This window comes from Nonomuraea sp. C10, assembly GCF_008017515.1.
In the GTDB taxonomy this organism is placed as follows: Bacteria; Actinomycetota; Actinomycetes; order Streptosporangiales; family Streptosporangiaceae; genus Nonomuraea; species Nonomuraea ferruginea.
Window position 1 is genome coordinate 1247228 of record NZ_VPFF01000001.1, and the last position, 17946, is coordinate 1265173.

At 72.6% G+C, this 17946-nt stretch carries 19 protein-coding genes and 1 tRNA gene; 13 read left to right on the forward strand and 7 right to left on the reverse strand.

The genetic code is table 11. From position 1 onward, the window contains the following. Positions 1 to 4 precede the first annotated feature (4 nt). Entirely contained in the window at positions 5 to 2029 is a 2025-nt protein-coding gene (locus tag FR742_RS05855) for a serine/threonine protein kinase (protein ID WP_148029981.1), read from the forward strand. A 3-nt stretch (positions 2030 to 2032) separates the two neighbouring features. Here FR742_RS05855 and FR742_RS05860 read toward each other — a convergent pair whose 3' ends face one another. Then, positions 2033 to 3046 (reverse strand): M48 family metallopeptidase, encoded by a 1014-nt coding sequence (locus tag FR742_RS05860; RefSeq protein ID WP_148029982.1) that lies wholly within the window; start codon positions 3044 to 3046, stop codon positions 2033 to 2035. A gap of 96 nt (positions 3047 to 3142) precedes the next feature. On the opposite strand from FR742_RS05860, the gene nadD reads away from it, so the two are divergent. From nadD to FR742_RS05880, 4 genes are all read left to right on the forward strand, one after another. Beyond that, positions 3143 to 3760, forward strand: coding sequence for a nicotinate-nucleotide adenylyltransferase (gene nadD / locus FR742_RS05865; protein ID WP_148029983.1), 618 nt, complete (start codon positions 3143 to 3145; stop codon positions 3758 to 3760). Between the two features lie 86 nt (positions 3761 to 3846). Further along, positions 3847 to 4242, forward strand: a complete 396-nt coding sequence (rsfS, locus tag FR742_RS05870; RefSeq protein WP_148029984.1) for a ribosome silencing factor — start codon at positions 3847 to 3849, stop codon at positions 4240 to 4242. Further along, positions 4239 to 4880, forward strand: a complete 642-nt coding sequence (locus FR742_RS05875; RefSeq protein WP_148029985.1) for a histidine phosphatase family protein — start codon at positions 4239 to 4241, stop codon at positions 4878 to 4880. Before rsfS ends, FR742_RS05875 begins: the two co-directional genes overlap by 4 nt. A gap of 119 nt (positions 4881 to 4999) precedes the next feature. Continuing rightward, positions 5000 to 5072, forward strand: a tRNA-Ala gene (locus tag FR742_RS05880). A gap of 47 nt (positions 5073 to 5119) precedes the next feature. Here FR742_RS05880 and FR742_RS05885 read toward each other — a convergent pair. Beyond that, positions 5120 to 5938 (reverse strand): NAD-dependent epimerase/dehydratase family protein, encoded by an 819-nt coding sequence (locus tag FR742_RS05885; protein WP_187281014.1) that lies wholly within the window; start codon positions 5936 to 5938, stop codon positions 5120 to 5122. Between the two features lie 114 nt (positions 5939 to 6052). Here FR742_RS05885 and FR742_RS05890 point away from each other — a divergent pair, with 114 nt between their 5' ends. Together FR742_RS05890 and FR742_RS05895 are read left to right on the forward strand one after the other, a co-directional pair. Then, positions 6053 to 6982: an MBL fold metallo-hydrolase gene (locus FR742_RS05890; protein ID WP_148029987.1), complete on the forward strand. Its 930-nt coding sequence runs from the start codon at positions 6053 to 6055 to the stop codon at positions 6980 to 6982. A 30-nt stretch (positions 6983 to 7012) separates the two neighbouring features. Then, a complete protein-coding gene (locus FR742_RS05895; protein WP_222708849.1) occupies positions 7013 to 7966 on the forward strand; it encodes a GNAT family N-acetyltransferase in 954 nt (317 codons plus the stop codon). On the opposite strand, the gene FR742_RS05900 is transcribed toward FR742_RS05895, so the two are convergent. Continuing rightward, entirely contained in the window at positions 7954 to 8928 is a 975-nt protein-coding gene (locus FR742_RS05900; protein ID WP_148029988.1) for a YafY family protein, read from the reverse strand. The genes FR742_RS05895 and FR742_RS05900 overlap by 13 nt on opposite strands. A 44-nt stretch (positions 8929 to 8972) precedes the next feature. On the opposite strand from FR742_RS05900, the gene FR742_RS05905 reads away from it, so the two are divergent. Continuing rightward, on the forward strand, positions 8973 to 9425 hold the full coding sequence (locus FR742_RS05905; RefSeq protein WP_148029989.1) for a hypothetical protein: 453 nt from the start codon (positions 8973 to 8975) through the stop codon (positions 9423 to 9425). Here the strand turns inward: FR742_RS05905 and FR742_RS05910 are convergent. The 3 genes from FR742_RS05910 to nhaA form a co-directional block, all read right to left on the reverse strand. Then, the gene (locus tag FR742_RS05910) at positions 9422 to 9721 is read right to left on the reverse strand and encodes a hypothetical protein (protein WP_148029990.1); all 300 of its coding nucleotides are present in this window, start codon (positions 9719 to 9721) and stop codon (positions 9422 to 9424) included. The two genes, FR742_RS05905 and FR742_RS05910, sit on opposite strands and share 4 nt — an antisense overlap. 104 nt (positions 9722 to 9825) lie before the next feature. Next, positions 9826 to 10323, reverse strand: coding sequence for a hypothetical protein (locus tag FR742_RS05915; protein ID WP_148029991.1), 498 nt, complete (start codon positions 10321 to 10323; stop codon positions 9826 to 9828). A gap of 18 nt (positions 10324 to 10341) precedes the next feature. Then, the gene (nhaA, locus tag FR742_RS05920; protein WP_148029992.1) at positions 10342 to 12162 is read right to left on the reverse strand and encodes a Na+/H+ antiporter NhaA; all 1821 of its coding nucleotides are present in this window, start codon (positions 12160 to 12162) and stop codon (positions 10342 to 10344) included. A 122-nt stretch (positions 12163 to 12284) separates the two neighbouring features. Between nhaA and FR742_RS05925 the strand changes: the two genes are divergently transcribed. The 3 genes from FR742_RS05925 to FR742_RS05935 all read left to right on the forward strand — a co-directional run bounded on the left by FR742_RS05925 (position 12285) and on the right by FR742_RS05935 (position 16545). Then, positions 12285 to 13304: an ABC transporter substrate-binding protein gene (locus FR742_RS05925; protein ID WP_148029993.1), complete on the forward strand. Its 1020-nt coding sequence runs from the start codon at positions 12285 to 12287 to the stop codon at positions 13302 to 13304. Between the two features lie 106 nt (positions 13305 to 13410). After that, positions 13411 to 14970 (forward strand): M28 family metallopeptidase, encoded by a 1560-nt coding sequence (locus tag FR742_RS05930; RefSeq protein WP_148029994.1) that lies wholly within the window; start codon positions 13411 to 13413, stop codon positions 14968 to 14970. 75 nt (positions 14971 to 15045) lie between these two features. Next, a complete protein-coding gene (locus tag FR742_RS05935) occupies positions 15046 to 16545 on the forward strand; it encodes a M28 family metallopeptidase (RefSeq protein WP_148029995.1) in 1500 nt (499 codons plus the stop codon). A gap of 38 nt (positions 16546 to 16583) precedes the next feature. Here the strand turns inward: FR742_RS05935 and FR742_RS05940 are convergent, their stop codons facing one another. Then, positions 16584 to 17117: a DUF523 domain-containing protein gene (locus tag FR742_RS05940; RefSeq protein WP_148029996.1), complete on the reverse strand. Its 534-nt coding sequence runs from the start codon at positions 17115 to 17117 to the stop codon at positions 16584 to 16586. A 79-nt stretch (positions 17118 to 17196) separates the two neighbouring features. On the opposite strand from FR742_RS05940, the gene FR742_RS05945 reads away from it, so the two are divergent. Further along, entirely contained in the window at positions 17197 to 17562 is a 366-nt protein-coding gene (locus FR742_RS05945; RefSeq protein ID WP_148029997.1) for a hypothetical protein, read from the forward strand. Continuing rightward, on the forward strand, positions 17559 to 17939 hold the full coding sequence (locus FR742_RS05950; protein WP_148029998.1) for a hypothetical protein: 381 nt from the start codon (positions 17559 to 17561) through the stop codon (positions 17937 to 17939). Before FR742_RS05945 ends, FR742_RS05950 begins: the two co-directional genes overlap by 4 nt. The last annotated feature ends 7 nt before the right edge of the window (positions 17940 to 17946 follow it).

Sequence of the window (17946 nt, forward strand, 5' to 3'; positions counted from 1 at the left end):
GACGGTGAGCAAGCTCGGCAAGGTCGGGCCGTACACCCTGCTCGAGAGGCTCGGCCGGGGTGGCATGGGCGAGGTGTACCTCGCCAGCGCCCGCCGTGGCGAGCGCGTCGCGGTCAAGGTCCTGCACGACCTGACCGAGAACGACGCCGCACGCATCCGGCTCGAACGCGAGGTCCGGGCACTGCGCCGGGTCGAGAGCCCCTATGTCGCGCGCGTGCTCGACGCCGACCTGTCCTGCGACCGCCCCTACCTGGTGATGGAGCACATCGAGGGTGTCACCCTGCTGGAGCGGGTGCGCCAGGACGGGGCCCTCGACCTGGCGGAGCTGGTACGGCTCGCGCAGGGCATCGCCGCGGCCCTGGCCATCATCCACGCCGCCGGGGTGGTGCACCGCGACCTCAAGCCGGCCAACATCATCATGGGCGCCGGCGGGCCGGTGCTCATCGACTTCGGCATCGCCCAGGTGCACGACGCCACCCGGCTCACCCTGACCGGCACCTTCCTCGGCACCCCCGGCTACACCGCCCCGGAGATCTTCGCCGACGAGCAGGTGGACTCGCCCGCCGATGTGCACGCGTGGGCGGCGACGGTGGCGTTCGCGGCGACCGGGCGGCCCGCGTTCGGGCGGGGGACCGCCGAGGCGCAGATGTACGCGGTGCTCAACGGGCAGGCCGACCTCAAGGGCGTGCCGGTGGAGCTGCTGCCGCTGGTGCGGGCGGCGCTCAACCGGGAGCCGCGCAAGCGGCCCACCGCCGCGTTGCTGGCCGACCGGCTGGCCCGGCTGGTCAAGGCGAGCGGTCTCGACGACCCGGACGCCGGCGCCGGTGAGCCGGGGGACGCCTCGCGCCCCGGGGGCAACGTCCCGTCGCCCCGCGGCCGTGGCTCCGAGCCGGCGGCTCGGGGGCGTTCCGGAGAGGTGCCCGCGCCGCGCGGGCGTTCAGGCGACAGCGTGCCGCCTCGGTCCCGCACAGGTGAAGGGGCGGCGTCGCGTGCTGAGGGAGGACGCGGGCGTTCGGGAGACAGCGTGCCGCCGCGGTCCCGTGCGGGTGAGGTGGCCGCGCGTGCGGAGGGGGTGCGCGGGCGCTCGGCTGACAGTGCGCCGTCGCGGTCTCGTACGGGTGAGGCGGCTGCGCGTGCCGACGGGGCGCGGGGGCGTGCCGGAGAGGTGCCCGCGCCGCGCGGGCGCGCCACGGACGAGGGGACGGGCCGGGGCCGGGCCGACGGGACCGCCGGACGTGGGCGGGCTGACGGCGCGGCGGGACGGGGGAAGAGCGACGGGGCCGCCGGACGCGGGCGGGCCGACGGCGCCGTGGGGCATGGGAAGACCGACGGGGCCACCGGCCGTGGGCGGGCCGACGGGGCCGCGGGGCGCGGCAAGAGCGACGGGACGACCGGGCGCGGGCGGAGCGGCGAGGGCGCCGTGCGGGCCAGGGCGCAGACGGCGGCGCGGACCCGCACGAGGACGCAGAGCGTGGCCAAGGGCGTCAAGAGCAGGGCCGAAGGGGCCACCACGCTGCCAGCCGGGAACACGGCGCTGCTGCTGCTCGCCGTCCTGGCCGTGCCGTGCGTGGTGGCGTCGGTGATGTGGCCGATCGCCTCCATCGGCATCACGGCCGTGTTCGTGGTGCTGACCAGGGCGCTGTGGATGAGCCACTGGATGGTGCGCAACCACGCCGAAGGGTGGCTGCGGGCCACCATGAGGGCGGTGACGCTCCCGTTCGCGCTGTCCGGAGCGCTGGCCAGCGCCGCCGTCTGGCCGGGGGCGCCCGTCGCCGTCGCGGCCGGCGGAGCGCTGTGGATCACCGGCGGCGGTCACATCGACTCGACCTGGTGGCAGCAGCCCGCTCCGGTCACCGCCGCCGCCGTGGTGTTCGGCATGCTGTGCGGCGGCATCACCGGGCGCGAGATCGAGCGGGTCGGCGCCCGGCTGCCCGAGCTGCGCAGGGAAGGGCTGCGCGCACTGGCCGTGCTGGGCGGGTTCGTCGCCCTGTGCGCGGCTGCCGTGCGCGCGATCGCCCTGCTGCTGTGACGGTCAGCCGTCGCGGCGCGCGAACCGGTTGAAGATCCGCTCGCCGGCGTTGACCGCGCCCTCGGCCACGTCGCGGAGCACGCCGATGAACGGGTCCTGGGACTCCGACCAGGACCTGCGGTAGGACTCGGCGGCGGCCTTCACCTCTTCGCTGACGCGGGCGTTGGGGTCGTCCTCGCGGCGCGGGTAGTCGCCGCCGATGATGCGGTCGTACTCGCCGCTGCGCTGCCACTTGTCGAGCTCGGCCACGCGGACCACGGCGAACGGGTGGGTGGTGCCGAGCAGGTTGAGCACCTTGAGGAAGCCGTCGCGCAGGTCGCCGGCGGTGTCGTACTCGGCGTACTGCTCCAGGAACGCCTCGATGTTCATCTCGTGCGTGTAGTCGCCGCCGGCGAGCTTCATCAGCGCGCGCTTGGCGGCCTCCGGGTCCTGGCCGGTGAGCAGGCCGCCGCGGTCGGAGGACAGCTCGGACTTCCGGTACCACTCCTCCAGTCCGGCCACGATCGCGCGCAGGCCGATGTAGCCGAGCGGGATCCAGGCGACGCGGGCCGCGAGGCGGGTGAGGATGTCGAGCATCGTCCGGTAGACGGCGTGGCCCGACAGGATGTGGGACGTCTCGTGGCCGATGACGAAGCGCTGCTCCTCCTCGTTCATGAGGTTGAGCAGGCCGGTGGTCACGACGATGAACGGGTCGTCGAAGCCGATGGCCTTGGCCTGGACCTGCGGGTCCTGCTGGACGTAGATCTCCGGGATCCGGTGCAGGTCGAGGACGTAGGCGGCGTCGCGGCCCATGTCGTAGAGGGAGCGGAACTGGGTCTCGCTCACCCGCACGGCAGAGGCGAGGTACATGAGGCGAAGGCGCCGCTCGCTGACTAGGCCGGACATCTGCTTGAGAACCGTGTCGAACCCGCTCAACTTGCGCAGAGCGACCAGAGCCGACCGGTCTGCGGGGTGTTCGTAGGCACGGGACGAGATGCCGGGCAGTTGGACGCGGCTGCGGTCCGGGGTGGTCGTCATGCCCGGCATGCTACGTCCGCGACGGGAGGTATGCGCGGCCATCGTGAAGGGGGGTGCCGTGATGTCTTGTGGAGGCTTCCGCGTAAGGTCCGTTTCATGATGAACGCGCCTGGTATGCAGGGGAAGCGACGCGTGGGAGTCATGGGCGGCACGTTCGACCCGATCCACCACGGGCACCTGGTCGCCGCCAGCGAGGCGGCCCATCATTTCGAGCTCGACGAGGTCGTGTTCGTGCCCACCGGCAGGCCGTACCAGAAGTCGGAGCGCGAGGTGTCCGCGCCCGAGGACCGTTACCTGATGACCGTCATCGCGACCGCGTCGAACCCGCGCTTCTCCGTCAGCAGGGTGGACATCGACCGCCCCGGGCCCACGTTCACCATCGACACCCTGCGCGACATCTCGGAGATCTACGGGCCGCAGGTGGAGCTGTTCTTCATCACCGGCGCCGACGCGCTCGGCGCCATCCTCGACTGGCAGAACGCCGACGAGCTCTTCCAGCTGGCCCACTTCGTCGGCTGCACCAGGCCGGGGCACCACCTGCACGACCCCGGGCTGCCCGAGGGCAGAGTAACGCTGCTGGAGATCCCGGCGCTGGCCATCTCGTCGTCGGAGTGCAGGCAGCGCGTGGCCAAAGGGGAGCCGATCTGGTATCTCGTGCCCGACGGGATCGTCCAGTACATCAACAAGCGCGACCTCTACCGCTCGCACGAGTGAAGTAGTGCCGTACGTGGGGCAGGACGGCCGTAACGGGTACCCTCCATATAGGGCATGTTGCCGACTCAGGAGGTCCGACCCGCACCGTGACAGCATCTGACACCGCCGTCCAGCTCGTGCGCATCGCCGCCGAGGCCGCCGCCGACAAGCTGGCCGAAGACATCCTCGCCTACGACGTCAGCGAGCAGCTCGTCATCACCGACGCCTTCCTGCTCTGCTCCGCCACCAACGACCGCCAGGTCCGCGCCATCGTCGACGAGATCGAGGAGAGGCTGCGCACCGAGGCCGACGCCAAACCGGTGCGCCGCGAGGGCGAGCGCGAGGGCCGCTGGGTCCTCCTCGACTACATGGACATCGTCGTGCACGTCCAGCACGAGGAAGACCGCACCTTCTACGCCCTGGAGCGGCTGTGGAAGGACTGCCCGGCCATTTCCCTGCCGGAGAGCGTCATGCAGGCCAACATCCAAAGGGCCCGCACTTGAGCAGACGCATCGTCTGCCTCCGTCATGGGCAGACCCTGTGGAACGTCGAACACCGTTTCCAGGGCCATTCCGACATCCCGCTCGACGAGACCGGCCAGGCCCAGGCGGCCAGGGCGGCGTCCCTGCTCGCCTCGCTGCGGCCGACTCTCATCGTGTCCTCCGACCTCCAGCGGGCCAACGACACCGCCCTCGCCCTCGGCCGCGTCACCGGCATCGAGGTGGCCGTCGACAAGGACTTCCGCGAGCGGGGCGGCGGCGAGTGGGAGGGCCTGACCCGCCAGGAGATCGCCGAACGCTGGCCGCGCGAGTACGTCGCCTGGGAGGCCCCCGGCGGCGAGGCCGTGACCGACGTCGCCGTCCGGGTCGCCGCCGCCATGCGGCGCTGGGCGGCCAAGCTCGACGACGACGGGCTGCTCGTCGTGGCCTCCCACGGCGCGGCGCTGCGGCTCGGCATCTGCGAGCTGCTCAGGCTGCCGCTGGAGCTGTGGTCCGCCATCGGCGGGCTGGGCAACTGCTCGTGGTCCGTGCTCCACGAGGGGCGCAGCGGCTGGCGCCTGCTGGAGCACAACGCCGGCACCCTCCCCGAGCCGATCAGCAGCGACGACAGCCCCGACGCCGAGGGGCGCCAACCGGCGTGAGCGGCCGCTCGCGTCACGCGGGCGGCCGTCTCTTTCGCCGTTCCCGGTACGGGCGTGCGATTAGGCGAATCGCCGGGATGGCTATATGCTCTCGGAGGCCCGCTCGCGAGCGGTGATCAGGGGCTATGGCGCAGTTGGTAGCGCGCCTCCATGGCATGGAGGAGGTCTGGGGTTCGAATCCCCATAGCTCCACGAACGATGCCCCGCCCTCACGGCGGGGCATTTTCGTGTCTCCGGCCTCAGCGGGCGAACGCGAATCCCGCCGCCCGGAGCTTGGCCGAGCTCACCGGCACGGTCGGCGTCCTGATCTCGCCGCGGAAGGTCAGCGGCGGCCACCCTCCGGCGGCGCAGATCTCGCCGAACACCTCCGCGTTCGTCCGGGGCGCGACGGCATCGGGGACGGCGTTGTAGATCCCCGTCAGGCCCTCGCCGACGACGAAGCCGAGGGCGGCGGCCGCGTCCCTGTAGTCGATCCGGTAGAGCAGCGCCTCGGCGGAGAAGGGGACGCTCCCGCCCAGCATCTCGTGGGCGAGCTTGACGCGCGTCGGGTAGTCCATGTCACGCGGATGCCCGTACACGTCGGGGATGCGCACGACCGCCCCGCCGGCCGTGGCGAGCACGGCGGCCTCGGCGGCGGCGAAGTTGCGCGGGGAGGCGTCGGGGTCGCCGGTCACGGGCGTGTCCTCGTCCACCACGGCTCCCGTGCCGGCGCCGTAGACGGACACAGAGCTGGTGAAGACCACCCGGGGATGCGCCTCGACGGCGGTGCGGGCGCTGGCGGTCAGCGTGTCCGCGTACTCGGCGACCCGCTGGGCGGCGTCGAAGGAACGGGTCAGGCGCGGGCTCACGGTCAGGACGACCGCGTCGGCCTCCTCGACCACCCGCTGGACGGCCGCCCGGTCGCTGCCCCGCAGGACCGCCACGTCCGAGCAGACCTCCCGGAGCTCGCCGACGCGGCCGGGCGTGGTGGTGGTGCCGGTCACCCGGTGGCCCGCGGCGGTCCAGCGGCGGGCCAGCTCCATGCCGACGTTGCCGCAACCGATGATCACATAACGCACGTCACGACCTCCTGAGGGAAACGCTGTTTCACTTTGCCTCATGGACCGCCCCGTACGCCAGCGAAACCGTGGCGGGCGGGGGAGTATGAGGGAGGGCTTTCGGCAGGAGGAGACATGGGCGAGCCGGTCGCGGAGGCGGGGTTGCGCCAGGTCGTGGACGGGGTGTTCGCGTGGGTGCAGCCGGACGGGACCTGGTGGGTGAACAACGCGGGCGCCGTCGCCGGTGACGGGGCCGTCCTCGTGGTCGACACGTGCGCCACCGAGCAGCGGACCAGGCGGTTCCTGGGGGCGCTGGACGAGGCCACCGGGGGTGTGCCGGTGCGGATGGCGGTCAACACCCATCAGCACGGCGATCACGCGTACGGCAACAGCCTGCTTCCCGAGGCCGCCGTGCTGTTCGGGCACGAGGCCATGCGGGCGGCGCTGCTGGCGGACTTCGTCATCGACGGGTGCCCGCCGTTCTGGACGCCGGTGCCCGACTGGGGGAACGTCACGCGGCGGGTGCCCGACGTGGCGATCCGCGGCGAGGTGACCGTGTTCGCGGGCGGGCGGCGGGTCGAGTTGCGGCACCCCGGGTACGCGGCGCACACGCCGGGCGACGTGGTGGCGTGGCTGCCCGAGGAGCGGGTGCTGTTCACCGGCGACCTGATCTTCAACGGGCTGACGCCGCTGGTGATGATGGGGTCCGTACGGGGTGCGCTGGAGTCGTTGGAGTGGCTGGCGGCGTTCGGGGCCGAGCACGTGGTGCCGGGGCACGGGCCGTTGGCGGACGCGGCGTCGCTGCCGGGGATCCTGGCGGCGCACGAGCGCTACTACCGGTTAGTGCTCGACGTCGCGCGGAAGGGGCGCGAGCACGGGCTCACTCCGCTGGCGGCGGCGCGGGGGGCCGACCTGGGCGAGTTCGCCGCGTGGGACGACGCCGAGCGGCTGGTGCTCAACCTGCACCGGGCGTACGCGGACGCCGAGGGGGGCGAGGTGGATCTGCTCACCGCCTTCGGCGACGCGATGACCTACCACGGGGGCCCGCTGCCGACCCGGGTCTGACGGCGGCCCGCCTTCTGGCAGCATGGCCGGGTGATCAATCCGACGACCACGGTCCGGGGGTTCGCCGCGGGGGATGAGGGGCCGCTCGTGGCGGCCTGGAACCGCGGGATGCCCGCCGACCCCACGACGTCCGGCCGGCTGCGTGACTGCGTGCTGCTCGATCCCAACTTCGATCCCGAGGGGCTGCGGGTGGCCGTGATCGGCGGGGAGTTCGCCGGGTGCGCGTACGGGGTGCGCAGGCTGGTTCCGCTGGCCCCGTCGACGGATCTGGAGCCGGGCACCGGGTGGATCCCGTTCTTCTTCGTGGCGCCGGAGCATCGGGGGCGCGGGCTGGGGCGGCGGCTGGTGGAGGAGGCGCTGGCGTTCCTGGCGCGGCATGGGCGCACGACGGTCGAGTTCGCCCCGTACACGCCCAACTACGTGCTGCCCGGGGTGGATGCGGCGCTTTATCCGGACGCGTACCGGTTGCTGGAGAGGCTGGGCTTCCGGACGTTGTACACGCCGGTGGCCATGGACCGGACGCTCGTCGGCTACACGGTGCCGGACGAGGTGCGGGAGCTGCGGGCGGCGCGGGAGCGGGAGGGGTACGCGTTCCGGGCGCCGGCCGATGGGGAACTGCCGGAGCTGATCAGGTTCGCGGCCGGGGTGTTCAATCCTGACTGGGGCGAGGCGATCAGGAGGATGGGCGACCTGGGGCGGCTGATCGTCGCGGTGAGGGAGCGCATCGTGGGGTTCGCGGCGTACGGGGCGTACCGGGGGATCCCGGAGCGGTTCGGGCCGTTCGGTGTGGACCCCGCCGAACGCGGCACCGGGCTCGGCAAGATCCTGCTCCACGCGGCCATGACCGGGATGCGGGCCGAAGGGCTGCACGGGTCGTGGTTCCTGTGGACCGGCGAGACCGGCCCGGCGGGGAACCTCTACACGAGAGCCGGGTACGAGGTCACCCGGCGGTTCCACGTGATGCGGCTGGTTCAGCCGCGGTAGCGGCGGACGATCCGCTCGGCGGTGTCGGCGACCCGCTCGCGCAGCTCCGGAGGGGAGACCACCTCGGCGTCGGCGCCCAGCCTGAGGAACTCGGCCACCGCGTGCCCGACGGACTCGATGGGCAGCGTCACCGTGATCCAGCCCTCCTCGTCCGGCGGCTGGGCCGTCTCCTTCGCCGCCGCGACCACGCCGGGCGTCATCAGGTCGCGCAGCCGCTCCAGGCCGGACGGCGACAGCCGGACCACCGCCTCGCTCCGGCGCAGCCTGGCCTCGAACTCCGCCAGGTAGCCCTGCCAGTGGACGGCCAGGTCGAAGCCCGCCGGGCGGGTGATCCGGCCCGGCAGCGGGTGGAGCTCCAGGATTTGCGACACCCGGTAGGTGCGCACGCCGTCGCCGCAGCGGGCCACCAAATACCACCGTCCGGCCTTGACCACCAGCCCGTACGGCTCCAGCCGGCGTTCCACCTCCTGGGGCGCCCGCCAGCGGCGGTAGCGGACCCGCAGCGGGTGCTCGTTCCACACCGCCTCGGCCACGGCCGGCAGGTGGGTGACCGGCTCCGGATCCCGGTACCAAGCCGGGGCGTCCAGCAGGAAGCGCTCCTGGATGCGGCCGGCCCGGTCGCGCAGCTCCACCGGCAGCGCCGCCATCAGCTTGAGCTGGGCGGCCGCCACGACGGCGCCCAGCCCCAGCTCGGCCGCCGGGCCCGGCAGCCCGGCCAGGAACAGCGACTCGGCCTCGTCGGCGGTCAGCCCGGTCAGCCTGGTGCGGTAGCCGTCGAGCAACTGGTAGCCGCCGCTCGGCCCGGCGTCGCCGTAGAGCGGGATGCCGGCGGCGTGCAGCGAGTCCACGTCGCGGTAGATCGTGCGGACCGACACCTCCAGCCGCTCGGCGAGCTCCCTGGCCGTCATCCGGCCCCGCGTCTGCAGGAGCAGCAGGATTGAGACGAGGCGGGAGGCACGCACATCACTGACACTACATGTCAGCGACCCGCCCTTACCGTCTCCGCATGAACGACTTCGACTTCCTCGCAGGCACCTGGAACGTGGCGAACCGCCGCCTGGTCAAGCGCCTGGCCGGCAGCGACGACTGGGAGGAGTTCCCGGGCGTGTCGACCAGCACCCGCCACTTCGGCGGCGCCGCCAACTTCGACGAGATCCACTTCCCCACCCTCGGCTACAGCGGGCTGACGCTGCGGCTGTACGAGCCGGCCACGAGGCTGTGGTCCATCTACTGGTCCAGCAGCCGCACCGGCACGCTCGACCTGCCGCCCATGGTGGGCGGCTTCGACGGCGACCGCGGCCGGTTCTACGCCGACGAACTGCACGAGGGGACGCCGGTGCGCTCCCGGTTCCTCTGGACCGTGCTCGGGCCGGACGCCTGCCGGTGGGAGCAGGCGCTCTCGGCCGACGGCGAGCGGACCTGGGAGACCAATTGGACGATGGACTTCACCAGGGCCTAGGAGTTGGCCGACAGCAGCACGGCCGCGGCCAGCGCCACCACCAGCAGCAGGACGCCGCCCACCGCGAACAGCCACCACCAGCCCGACCGGGACCTCCTGGTCTCGTAGGCGACGTCGGGCAGCAGGTCCGGCGTGTAGTCGAGCCGCTGCGTCCGGTTGTCCTCCAGAGGCGGCATGCGCGGAGGCTGGGGGAACAGGGGTGCCGCGTTCGCGGGCGGCGGGAGGGGGTGCGGGGGCGTCGCCTGCCGCCGCGGCGGGGGCGGGGCCGGGCCGTCCCAGCGACGCCTGATCGTCATGTCCCCTTCGGGACCGCCGGGCTGCTCTGGATTCATGATGCCCTTCGGAGGCGGGGTGTGCTCCAAGATTGTCACATCTGCCGCCTTCGTCCCATCCGGACCGGTCAGGACGGGGGCTGCTGCCAACCCTGCGGGTTCTGGTAGGGCCCGGGGTTCGGGTTCTGGTACGGGCCCGCCTGCGGGTTCTGGTGCGGGCCGGCCGGGGGCTGCTGCTGGGGCGGGCCGGGCTGCTGCCAGCCCTGCTGGGGGCCGGGTTGCGGCTGCTGCCAACCCGGGGCGGCGGGCTGCGGCGTGCGGCGGGCGACCACGGCCCAGATCAGGAGGCCGACGCCCGTCGTCGCCAGCACGAACGAGACCAGCCCCAGCAACGCCAGCACGCCGCCCGCCTCGCGGAGGCCGACGCTCTCCACGATGGTCCGCAGGAAGATCGTCTGGCCGAGCCGGAGCAGGCCCTCCAGCAGCAGCGCGACGCAGCCCAGCAGGCCGATGACCGCCGCGCGTCCGTGGGTGCGCCGGCCCATGGCCGTTACCACGACGCCGATGCCCGGCACCGCGCAGGACAGGATCGCGAGCAGCACGTTGAGGAGGTTCGAAGAGGCCATGCCGGAGATCTCCATCCGTCAGGGGGTCTTTTTCCCGGGGGCGGCGGGGCGTGCCTTCTCCACCGCTTCGATGATCGGTGCGAGGTCCAGCCTGCCTCGGTAGCGTACGCCGTTGATGAACAGGGTCGGGGTGCCTCGTACCCCGCTTTCCCGGCCTGATCGCTCGTCGCGCTCGATCCTGGCGGCGCGGGCGGCGATCGGAGCCGACAGGTCGACCTTCAGCTCGGCCGCGTAACGCGCGAGGTCGGCGTCGGTGAGGGCGCGCTGGGCGGCGTAGAGCTTGTCGTGCATCTCCCAGAACCGGCCGTCGCGGCCGGCCGCCTCGGCCACCAGCGCGGCGGCCAGCGCGCGCGGGTGCATGTCGCGGAGCGGGTAGTGGCGGAACACGAACCGCACGTCGGGGCGGCGGCGCCGCAGCTCCTCCAGGATCGGGTGCAGCCGCCCGCAGTAGGGGCACTCGAAGTCGCCGTACTCGACCACGGTGACGGCGGCGTCCGCCGGGCCGCGCACGTGGTCGTCGGGGCCGACCGGCGTGCTGAGCAGCTCCGGCCGCTCCTCCTCCGGCTCGGCGGCGGCGTCCGGAGGGGCGCACACGCCGCCCCGGTTCCACGCCAGTTTGAAGATGATCCAGCCGAGCAGCGCCGAGGCGATCGACCCGGCGAGGATGCCGATCTTGGCCTCGCTGATCAGCAGCGGGTCCTCGAAGGCCAGCTCCACGATGAACAGCGAGACCGTGAACCCGATGCCGGACACCGCCGCGCCGCCCAGCAGCTGGCCCCACACCAGGTTGCCCGGCAGGATGCCCCAGTTGAGCCGGAGCGGCAGCCAGGTGCCGAGGGTGATGCCGAGGAGCTTGCCGGCGAGCAGGCCCAGCGCCACGCCGATGGAGATCGGCGAGGTCATCGCCGCGCTCAGGGTCTCGCTGTCGAGCCGGATGCCGGCGTTGGCCAGCGCGAAGATCGGCACGATCACGTAGCTGCTCCACGGGTGGAGCAGCAGCTGCAGCCGTTCGTTCACGGAGACCGACATGCGCACCAGCCGCGTCGCCTCCACGGCCGCCCGCGGGTTGGGCGCGTAGGTCAGCTCCTGCACGGCCTCGCCGGCCCTGATCAGCTTCCGGTCGCTGGGCGCGTACACGAAAACCAGCACGCCGAGCGCGATGCCGACCAGCGTCGGGTGCACGCCGCTCTCCAGCGTCGCCACCCACAGCGCGAAGCCGAGCACGATGTACGCGGGCGCGCGCCAGATCCGCAGCCACCGCAGCAGCATGATCGCGGCGAGCAGCAGCACCGCGGTGACGAGCGCGGGGACGGACAGGCTCGCCGTGTAGAAGATGGCGATGATCATGATGGCGAGCACGTCGTCCACGATCGCCAGCGTGAGCAGGAAGGCCCGCAGCGGGTCGGGGCAGCGCGCCCCCACCACGGCGAGCAGGCCCAGCACGAACGCGGTGTCGGTGGCGATCGGCACGCCCCAGCCGACGGCGCCGGGCCCGCCCGCGTTGAGCATCAGGTAGATGCCCGCGGGGACGACCAGCCCGCCGAGCGCGGCGAGGGCCGGCACGGCGACCAGCCGGCGGTCGCGCATCTGCCCGAGGCGCATCTCGTAGGAGATCTCCAGGCCGATGACGAAGAAGAAGATCGCCATCAGCCCGTCGTTCACCCAGTGGCGCAGATCGAGGGAGAACGTGGCGTCGCCGAACGTGAGCCCGACTGGAATGTGCCAGAACGCCTCGTAGGTGTCGCCCCACGGCGAGTTGGCCCAGAGCATGGCCACGATCGTGGCGGCGAGCAGCAGCGTGGTGCTGCCTGCCTCGGTCTTGAATATCGCCCGGAGCATCGGCGGCTCACCCCCTGCGCTCGATCTTAAGGTTCCGCGGGGAGTGCACGGGTGACCCTTTCGACTTAGGTAAGCCTAAGCTAATATGCGGACCACGCATCGGTAAAGCCGGAGGAGTCCCCATGGCCACTGTCCCGCGTAGGGGACTCGTCGCCCTCGCCGTCGCCGCTCTGCTGGGAACCGCCGCGTGCGGCGGGACGGAGGCGCCGCCCGCGTCCGCGCCGTCCGCCTCCGCGCAGGAAGCCTGGAGCTGGACGGACGATCGCGGCAAGAAGATCTCCCTGCCGGCGCGGCCGGAGCGGGTGGTGGCCCAGTCCGCCTCCGCGGCGGCGCTGTGGGACTTCGGCGTGCGCCCGGTCGCCGTGTTCGGCCCGCACCGGCTCAAGGACGGCGGGCGCGACCCCGAGGTGGGCGAGGTCGACATCGCCGCCGTCGAGTCCATCGGCAACACGTGGGGCGAGTTCAACGTCGAGAAGTTCATCTCGGTCCGGCCCGACCTGCTCGTCTCGGGCATGTACCTGAAGGACTCGCTCTGGTACGTGCCCGAGGAGTCCGCGGACGCCATCGAGCAGGTCGCCCCGACGCTCGGCGTCCTGCTCGGCGGCAAGAAGCTCACCGAGGTCATCGAACGCTACGCCGGCCTGGCCGCCGCGCTGGGCGCCGACCTGGACGCCGCGCCGGTCGCCGAGGCCAAGTCCCGCTTCGAGGCCGCGAGCGCCCGGCTCAGGGAGTCAGCCGCCGCGAGGCCGGGGCTGAAGGTCATGGTCGTCACGGCCACCCCCGACAACCTGTACGTCGCGTACCTGCCCGACCACCCCGACCTGGCCTACTTCGAGGAACTGGGCCTCGACGTCGTCTCGCCGGCCGGTCCGACGGAGAGCGAGGGCGGTTTCTGGGAGGTGCTGAGCTGGGAGAACGCCGACAAGTACGAGGCCGACGTGATCCTGGTGGACGCCCGGGCCCAGTCCATGAAGGCCGGCGAGATGGCGAAGAAGCCGACCTGGAGCGAGCTGCCCGCGGTCAAGGCCGGTCAGGTCTACCCGTGGCGTGCGGCCGAACGGTACAGCTACCTGGGGTACGCCAAGGTGATGGAGGAGCTGAAGACCAACGTGGATTCAGCCAAGGACGACGTAGTGGGCTGAAAATCGCATATCTGGGTCTTTTCAGGGTGCCTTGCTCTGGTTAACGTTCCAGCGCGACTTGAATCGGGGGAGTCAGTCCCAACCAGATTCCTTGCGGAGGAGCCGAATGCGCTTCCACCTCCCCAAGGGCATGGCCCGAGCCGGCACCCTGGCAGTGGCCCTCGCCCTTCCTCTCGCCTTCGTCACCCCGGCACAGGCGGATCCCGATCCGACGGCCTTGGCCAGATCGGTCAAGGCCAAGCCTGTCGTCCGGCACCTGGAGGCGTTCCAGCGGATCGCCGACGCCAACGGGGGCACCCGCGCCTCGGGCACGCCCGGCTACGACGCCTCGCGCGACTACGTGGCGGGCAAGCTGCGCCAGGCGGGTTACAAGGTCACGATCCAGCCGTTCGAGTTCCCGTTCTTCATGCAGAACTCCACGGCCACCATGCAACGGATCTCACCCGATCCGCGCACGTACACCCCGACCCCGCCGGACGGGAGCGTGGTCGGCGAGTTCGCGACCATGACGTACTCCGGCGCCGGGGACGTGACCGCGACCGTGCAGGACGTGGACCTGCAGATCCCGCCGCCCGCCCAGCCGGGCTCGACCTCCGGCTGCGAGCCGGCGGACTTCGCCGGCTTCACGCCCGGCAACATCGCGCTGATCCAGCGCGGCAGCTGTGACTTCCGGGTCAAGGCGGAGAACGCCCAGGCCGCGGGCGCCGCCGGGGTGATCATCTTCAACGAGGGCCAGGAAGGCCGTACCGCGACCTTGCAGGGCACCCTCGGCGTGCCCACGGTCACGATCCCCGTGGTCGGCACCGGCTTCGAGATCGGCGCCGAACTGGCCGCCACGACCAGCGTGGTGCGCCTGGCCACCGACACCGAGAGCGAGACCCGCACCACCTACAACGTGATCGCCGACTCCCGGAGCGGTAACCCGGGCAACGTCGTCATGTTCGGCGCGCACCTGGACAGCGTCACCGCCGGCCCCGGCATCAACGACAACGGCACCGGCAGCGCGGGCATCCTGGAGACCGCCCTGCTCATGGCCAAGCTGCCGACGGTCAACAAGCTGCGCTTCGCCTGGTGGGGCGCCGAGGAGCTCAACCTGATCGGCTCCGAGTACTACGTGGCGAACCTGCCGGCCGCGGAGCGCGCGAAGATCAAGCTGTACCTGAACTTCGACATGATCGGCTCGCCGAACTACGCGTACAAGATCTACGACGGCGACGACTCCGACGCGACCGGCGCGCCCGCGGGCCCGCCCGGCTCCGACGAGATCGAGGCGACGTTCGAGCGGTACTTCGACGCGCTGCGCCTGCCGCACGGCGGCACCGACTTCGACGGCCGCTCCGACTACGGGCCGTTCATCGAGGCCGGCATCCCGTCCGGCGGCCTGTTCACCGGCGCCGAGGGCGTGAAGACCGAGGAGGAGGCCGCGAAGTACGGCGGCACGGCGGGAGCCGCCTACGACCCGTGCTACCACCGGGCCTGCGACACGATCGACAACGTCAGCACCGAGGCGCTGCTGGTCAACACGGGAGCCATCGTGCACTCCGCGGTGGCCTACGCCTACGACCGCAGCCTGCCGGGCGGCACGACCGTCCGCACGAACGCCGGGGCGCCGCTCCAGCTGCGCGGCGCGCCGTACCACGGGCACAACCACCAGGTCAGCCGGTAACCGTCACCGGCCGACACTCCGGCGGGGGAGCGGCGCACCACGCCGCTCCCCCTCTCACCCCCCACGGAGGACCCCGTGAAGTTACTCCCGGCGCTCTGCGCCGTCGTGCTCGCCGTCCCACTGGCCCTGACCGCGCCCGCCGCGGCGGCGGCCGCCGCTCCCGACATCCCCCTGTCGAACGTGAAGGCCCACCTGAGCCAGTTGCAGTCCATCGCCACCGCCAACGGCGGCAACCGGGCGCACGGCAGGCCCGGCTACCTGGCCTCCGCCAACTACGTCAGGAACCTGCTCAACGCCGCCGGCTACGCCACCACCCTCCAGTCGTTCACCTACAACGGCGCCACCGGCTACAACGTCATCGCCGACTGGCCCGGCGGCGACCTGGACGACGTGCTCATGGTCGGCGCCCACCTCGACAGCGTGACCGCCGGCCCCGGCATCAACGACAACGGCTCGGGCTCGGCCGCCATCCTCGAAGTCGCGCTGGAGGTGGCCCGCCAGGGGCTGCAGCCGAACCGGCACCTGCGCTTCGCCTGGTGGGGCGCCGAGGAGCTGGGGCTGCGCGGCTCCCGCTACTACGTGAACAACCTGCCCGCCGCCGAGCGCGCCAGGATCGGCGGCTACCTGAACTTCGACATGGTCGGCTCGCCCAACGCCGGCTACTTCATCTACGACGGCGACGACTCCGACGGCACCGGGGCGGGACCGGGCCCTGCCGGGTCGGCCGAGCTGGAGCAGGTCCTGCAGAGCTACTTCGCGGGCATCGGCGTGCCCACCCGGGGCACCGACTTCGACGGCCGCTCCGACTACGGGCCGTTCATCAGCGCCGGGATCCCGGCGGGCGGCACGTTCACCGGCGCCGAGGGCATCAAGTCCAGCGCCCAGGCGCAGCTCTGGGGCGGCACCGCCGGGCAGGCGTTCGACCCCTGCTACCACCGCTCCTGCGACACCACCGCGAACATCAGCGACACCGCGCTCGACCGCAACACGGACGCCGTCGCGCACGCCGTCTGGACCCTCGCCACCGCCGAGCAGCCGCAGCCCGTCTGGTCCGACACCTTCGAGACCGCCACCGGCTGGACGGTGAACCCCGGCGGCACCGACACCGCCACCACCGGCGTGTGGGAGCGCGGCGACCCGCAGGCCACCGACTCCAGCGGCCCCAAGCAGCTCGGCGCCACCACGAGCGGCGTCAACGCCCTGGTCACCGGCCCGCTCGCGGGTTCGAGCGCCGGCGCGTACGACATCGACGGCGGCGTGACCACCGTCAGGTCGCCGGCGATCACGCTCCCGACAGGCGGCCAGCTCCGGCTGTCGCTGTCGTGGTACCTGGCCCACGGCAGCAACGCCACCAGCGCCGACTTCTTCCGGGTACGGGTCGTCGGCACGACCACGGCGACCGTGGTGGAGCGGCTCGGCGCGGCCGTCGACCGCGACGCGGCCTGGGCCACCGCCACCGCCGACGTCTCCGCCTTCGCCGGGCAGACCGTGCGCGTCGTCGTCGAGGCGGCCGACGCGGGCACCGCGAGCCTCGTCGAGGCGGCGGTGGACGACGTGGTGATCACCCGGCAGTGAACCGGAGGGCCGGGCGGGACGCATCCCCGCCCGGCCCGTCACCCAGGACGCGGAGGGGACGCGGAGCCGGCCTCGCCGGAGGACTCCAGGGCGTCCAGGCAGGCGGCGGCCTCCTCGACGTGGTCCTCGCCGAACACCCGGATGCCGTGGCGCTCCAGCAGGGCCGTGGTCACGCCCCGGCCCGCGGCGCGACGGCCGGTGAACGTCCCGTCGTACACGGCCAGCGTGCCGCACGACGGGCTGCCCTCCTTCAGCACCGCCAGCCGGGCCCCGGCGTCGCGGGCGGCGGCCAGCGCGGCCCGCGCCCCCGACAGGAACTCGGCCGTCACGTCGGACCCGTCGGCGGCCAGCACCCGGGCCCGCCCGTCCAGCACCGCCGCCCCGCCCGCGCCGCCCTCGATCTCGGCGGCCGGCCGCGGCACGGGCAGCCCGCCCTGCACCTCAGGGCAGAACGCCACCAGCCGCCCCTCGCGCCGCCAGGCCGCCAGCCGCTCGTCGGAGCTGGTCTTGGCGCCGCCGTCGTAGCGGACCCGGCGGCCCATCAGGCACGCGCTGACGAGGATCCTCTCCATACCTCCGATCCTAGGCAGCGGGCCGAGGGCGCCGGACGGGATCGGGAACCGGCCCGGGCGGGCGATAACCTGTGCTGCGATGAACACCACCGTTGCCACGATCGTCATCGTCGGCGCGCTGCTGCTGGCGCTGGCGAGCCTGATCACCGCCATCCGCGACCGGCCCATGGGCGTGATCCTGCTGGCCGGGTTCGTCCTGCTCGAAGTGGCGGTCCTGGTGCAGGCGGGGTTCGTGATCGCCGCGCTGGCCGGCGGCGAGGGGCCGTCCGGCGAGGCGGTCACGATCTACGGTTACCTGATCGCCGAGGCGCTCATCCCGCCCGCCGGGGTGTTCCTCGGGCTCGCCGAGCGCAGCCGCTGGGGCCCGGCCATCCTGGTCGTGGCCGGGTTCGCGATCGCGGTGATGACCGGGCGGCTGCTGCAGATCTGGCAGGGCGTGGCGTGACCACCACCGGCATCGGCTCCGGCCCCGGCCGGGCGCTGCTCGCCCTCTACGGGCTGTTCGCGCTGGCCGCCGGCGCCCGCGCCGCCGTGCAGATCGCCACCAGGTTCGGCGAGGCGCCGCTCGCCTACTCGCTGTCGGCCTTCGCCGCGCTGGTCTACCTGCTGCTCACCGTCGCGCTCGCGCGGGGCGCGAGGCGGCTCGCGCTGGCGGCGCTCCTCATCGAGCTGGCCGGGGTGCTCGTCATCGGCACCGTGAGTCTGCTCGACCCGGCCGCCTTCCCCGACGAGACCGTCTGGTCGGGCTACGGCAGGGGCTACCTGTACATTCCGCTCGTGCTGCCGCTCGTGGGCCTCTACTGGCTGTGGCGCCGACGTTAGGCGCGCG

Excerpts from the sequence above, each read along its gene's own strand:
- nadD (WP_148029983.1), top strand. The coding sequence starts at position 3,143 with ATGATGAACGCGCCTGGTATGCAGGGGAAGCGACGCGTGGGAGTCATG.
- FR742_RS05910 (WP_148029990.1), bottom strand. The coding sequence starts at position 9,721 with ATGACGATCAGGCGTCGCTGGGACGGCCCGGCCCCGCCCCCGCCGCGG.
- FR742_RS05915 (WP_148029991.1), bottom strand. The coding sequence starts at position 10,323 with ATGGCCTCTTCGAACCTCCTCAACGTGCTGCTCGCGATCCTGTCCTGC.
- FR742_RS05945 (WP_148029997.1), top strand. The coding sequence starts at position 17,197 with ATGAACACCACCGTTGCCACGATCGTCATCGTCGGCGCGCTGCTGCTG.
- FR742_RS05890 (WP_148029987.1), top strand. The coding sequence starts at position 6,053 with ATGGGCGAGCCGGTCGCGGAGGCGGGGTTGCGCCAGGTCGTGGACGGG.
- FR742_RS05930 (WP_148029994.1), top strand. The coding sequence starts at position 13,411 with ATGCGCTTCCACCTCCCCAAGGGCATGGCCCGAGCCGGCACCCTGGCA.
- FR742_RS05905 (WP_148029989.1), top strand. The coding sequence starts at position 8,973 with ATGAACGACTTCGACTTCCTCGCAGGCACCTGGAACGTGGCGAACCGC.
- FR742_RS05940 (WP_148029996.1), bottom strand. The coding sequence starts at position 17,117 with ATGGAGAGGATCCTCGTCAGCGCGTGCCTGATGGGCCGCCGGGTCCGC.
- FR742_RS05860 (WP_148029982.1), bottom strand. The coding sequence starts at position 3,046 with ATGACGACCACCCCGGACCGCAGCCGCGTCCAACTGCCCGGCATCTCG.
- FR742_RS05925 (WP_148029993.1), top strand. The coding sequence starts at position 12,285 with ATGGCCACTGTCCCGCGTAGGGGACTCGTCGCCCTCGCCGTCGCCGCT.
- nhaA (WP_148029992.1), bottom strand. The coding sequence starts at position 12,162 with ATGCTCCGGGCGATATTCAAGACCGAGGCAGGCAGCACCACGCTGCTG.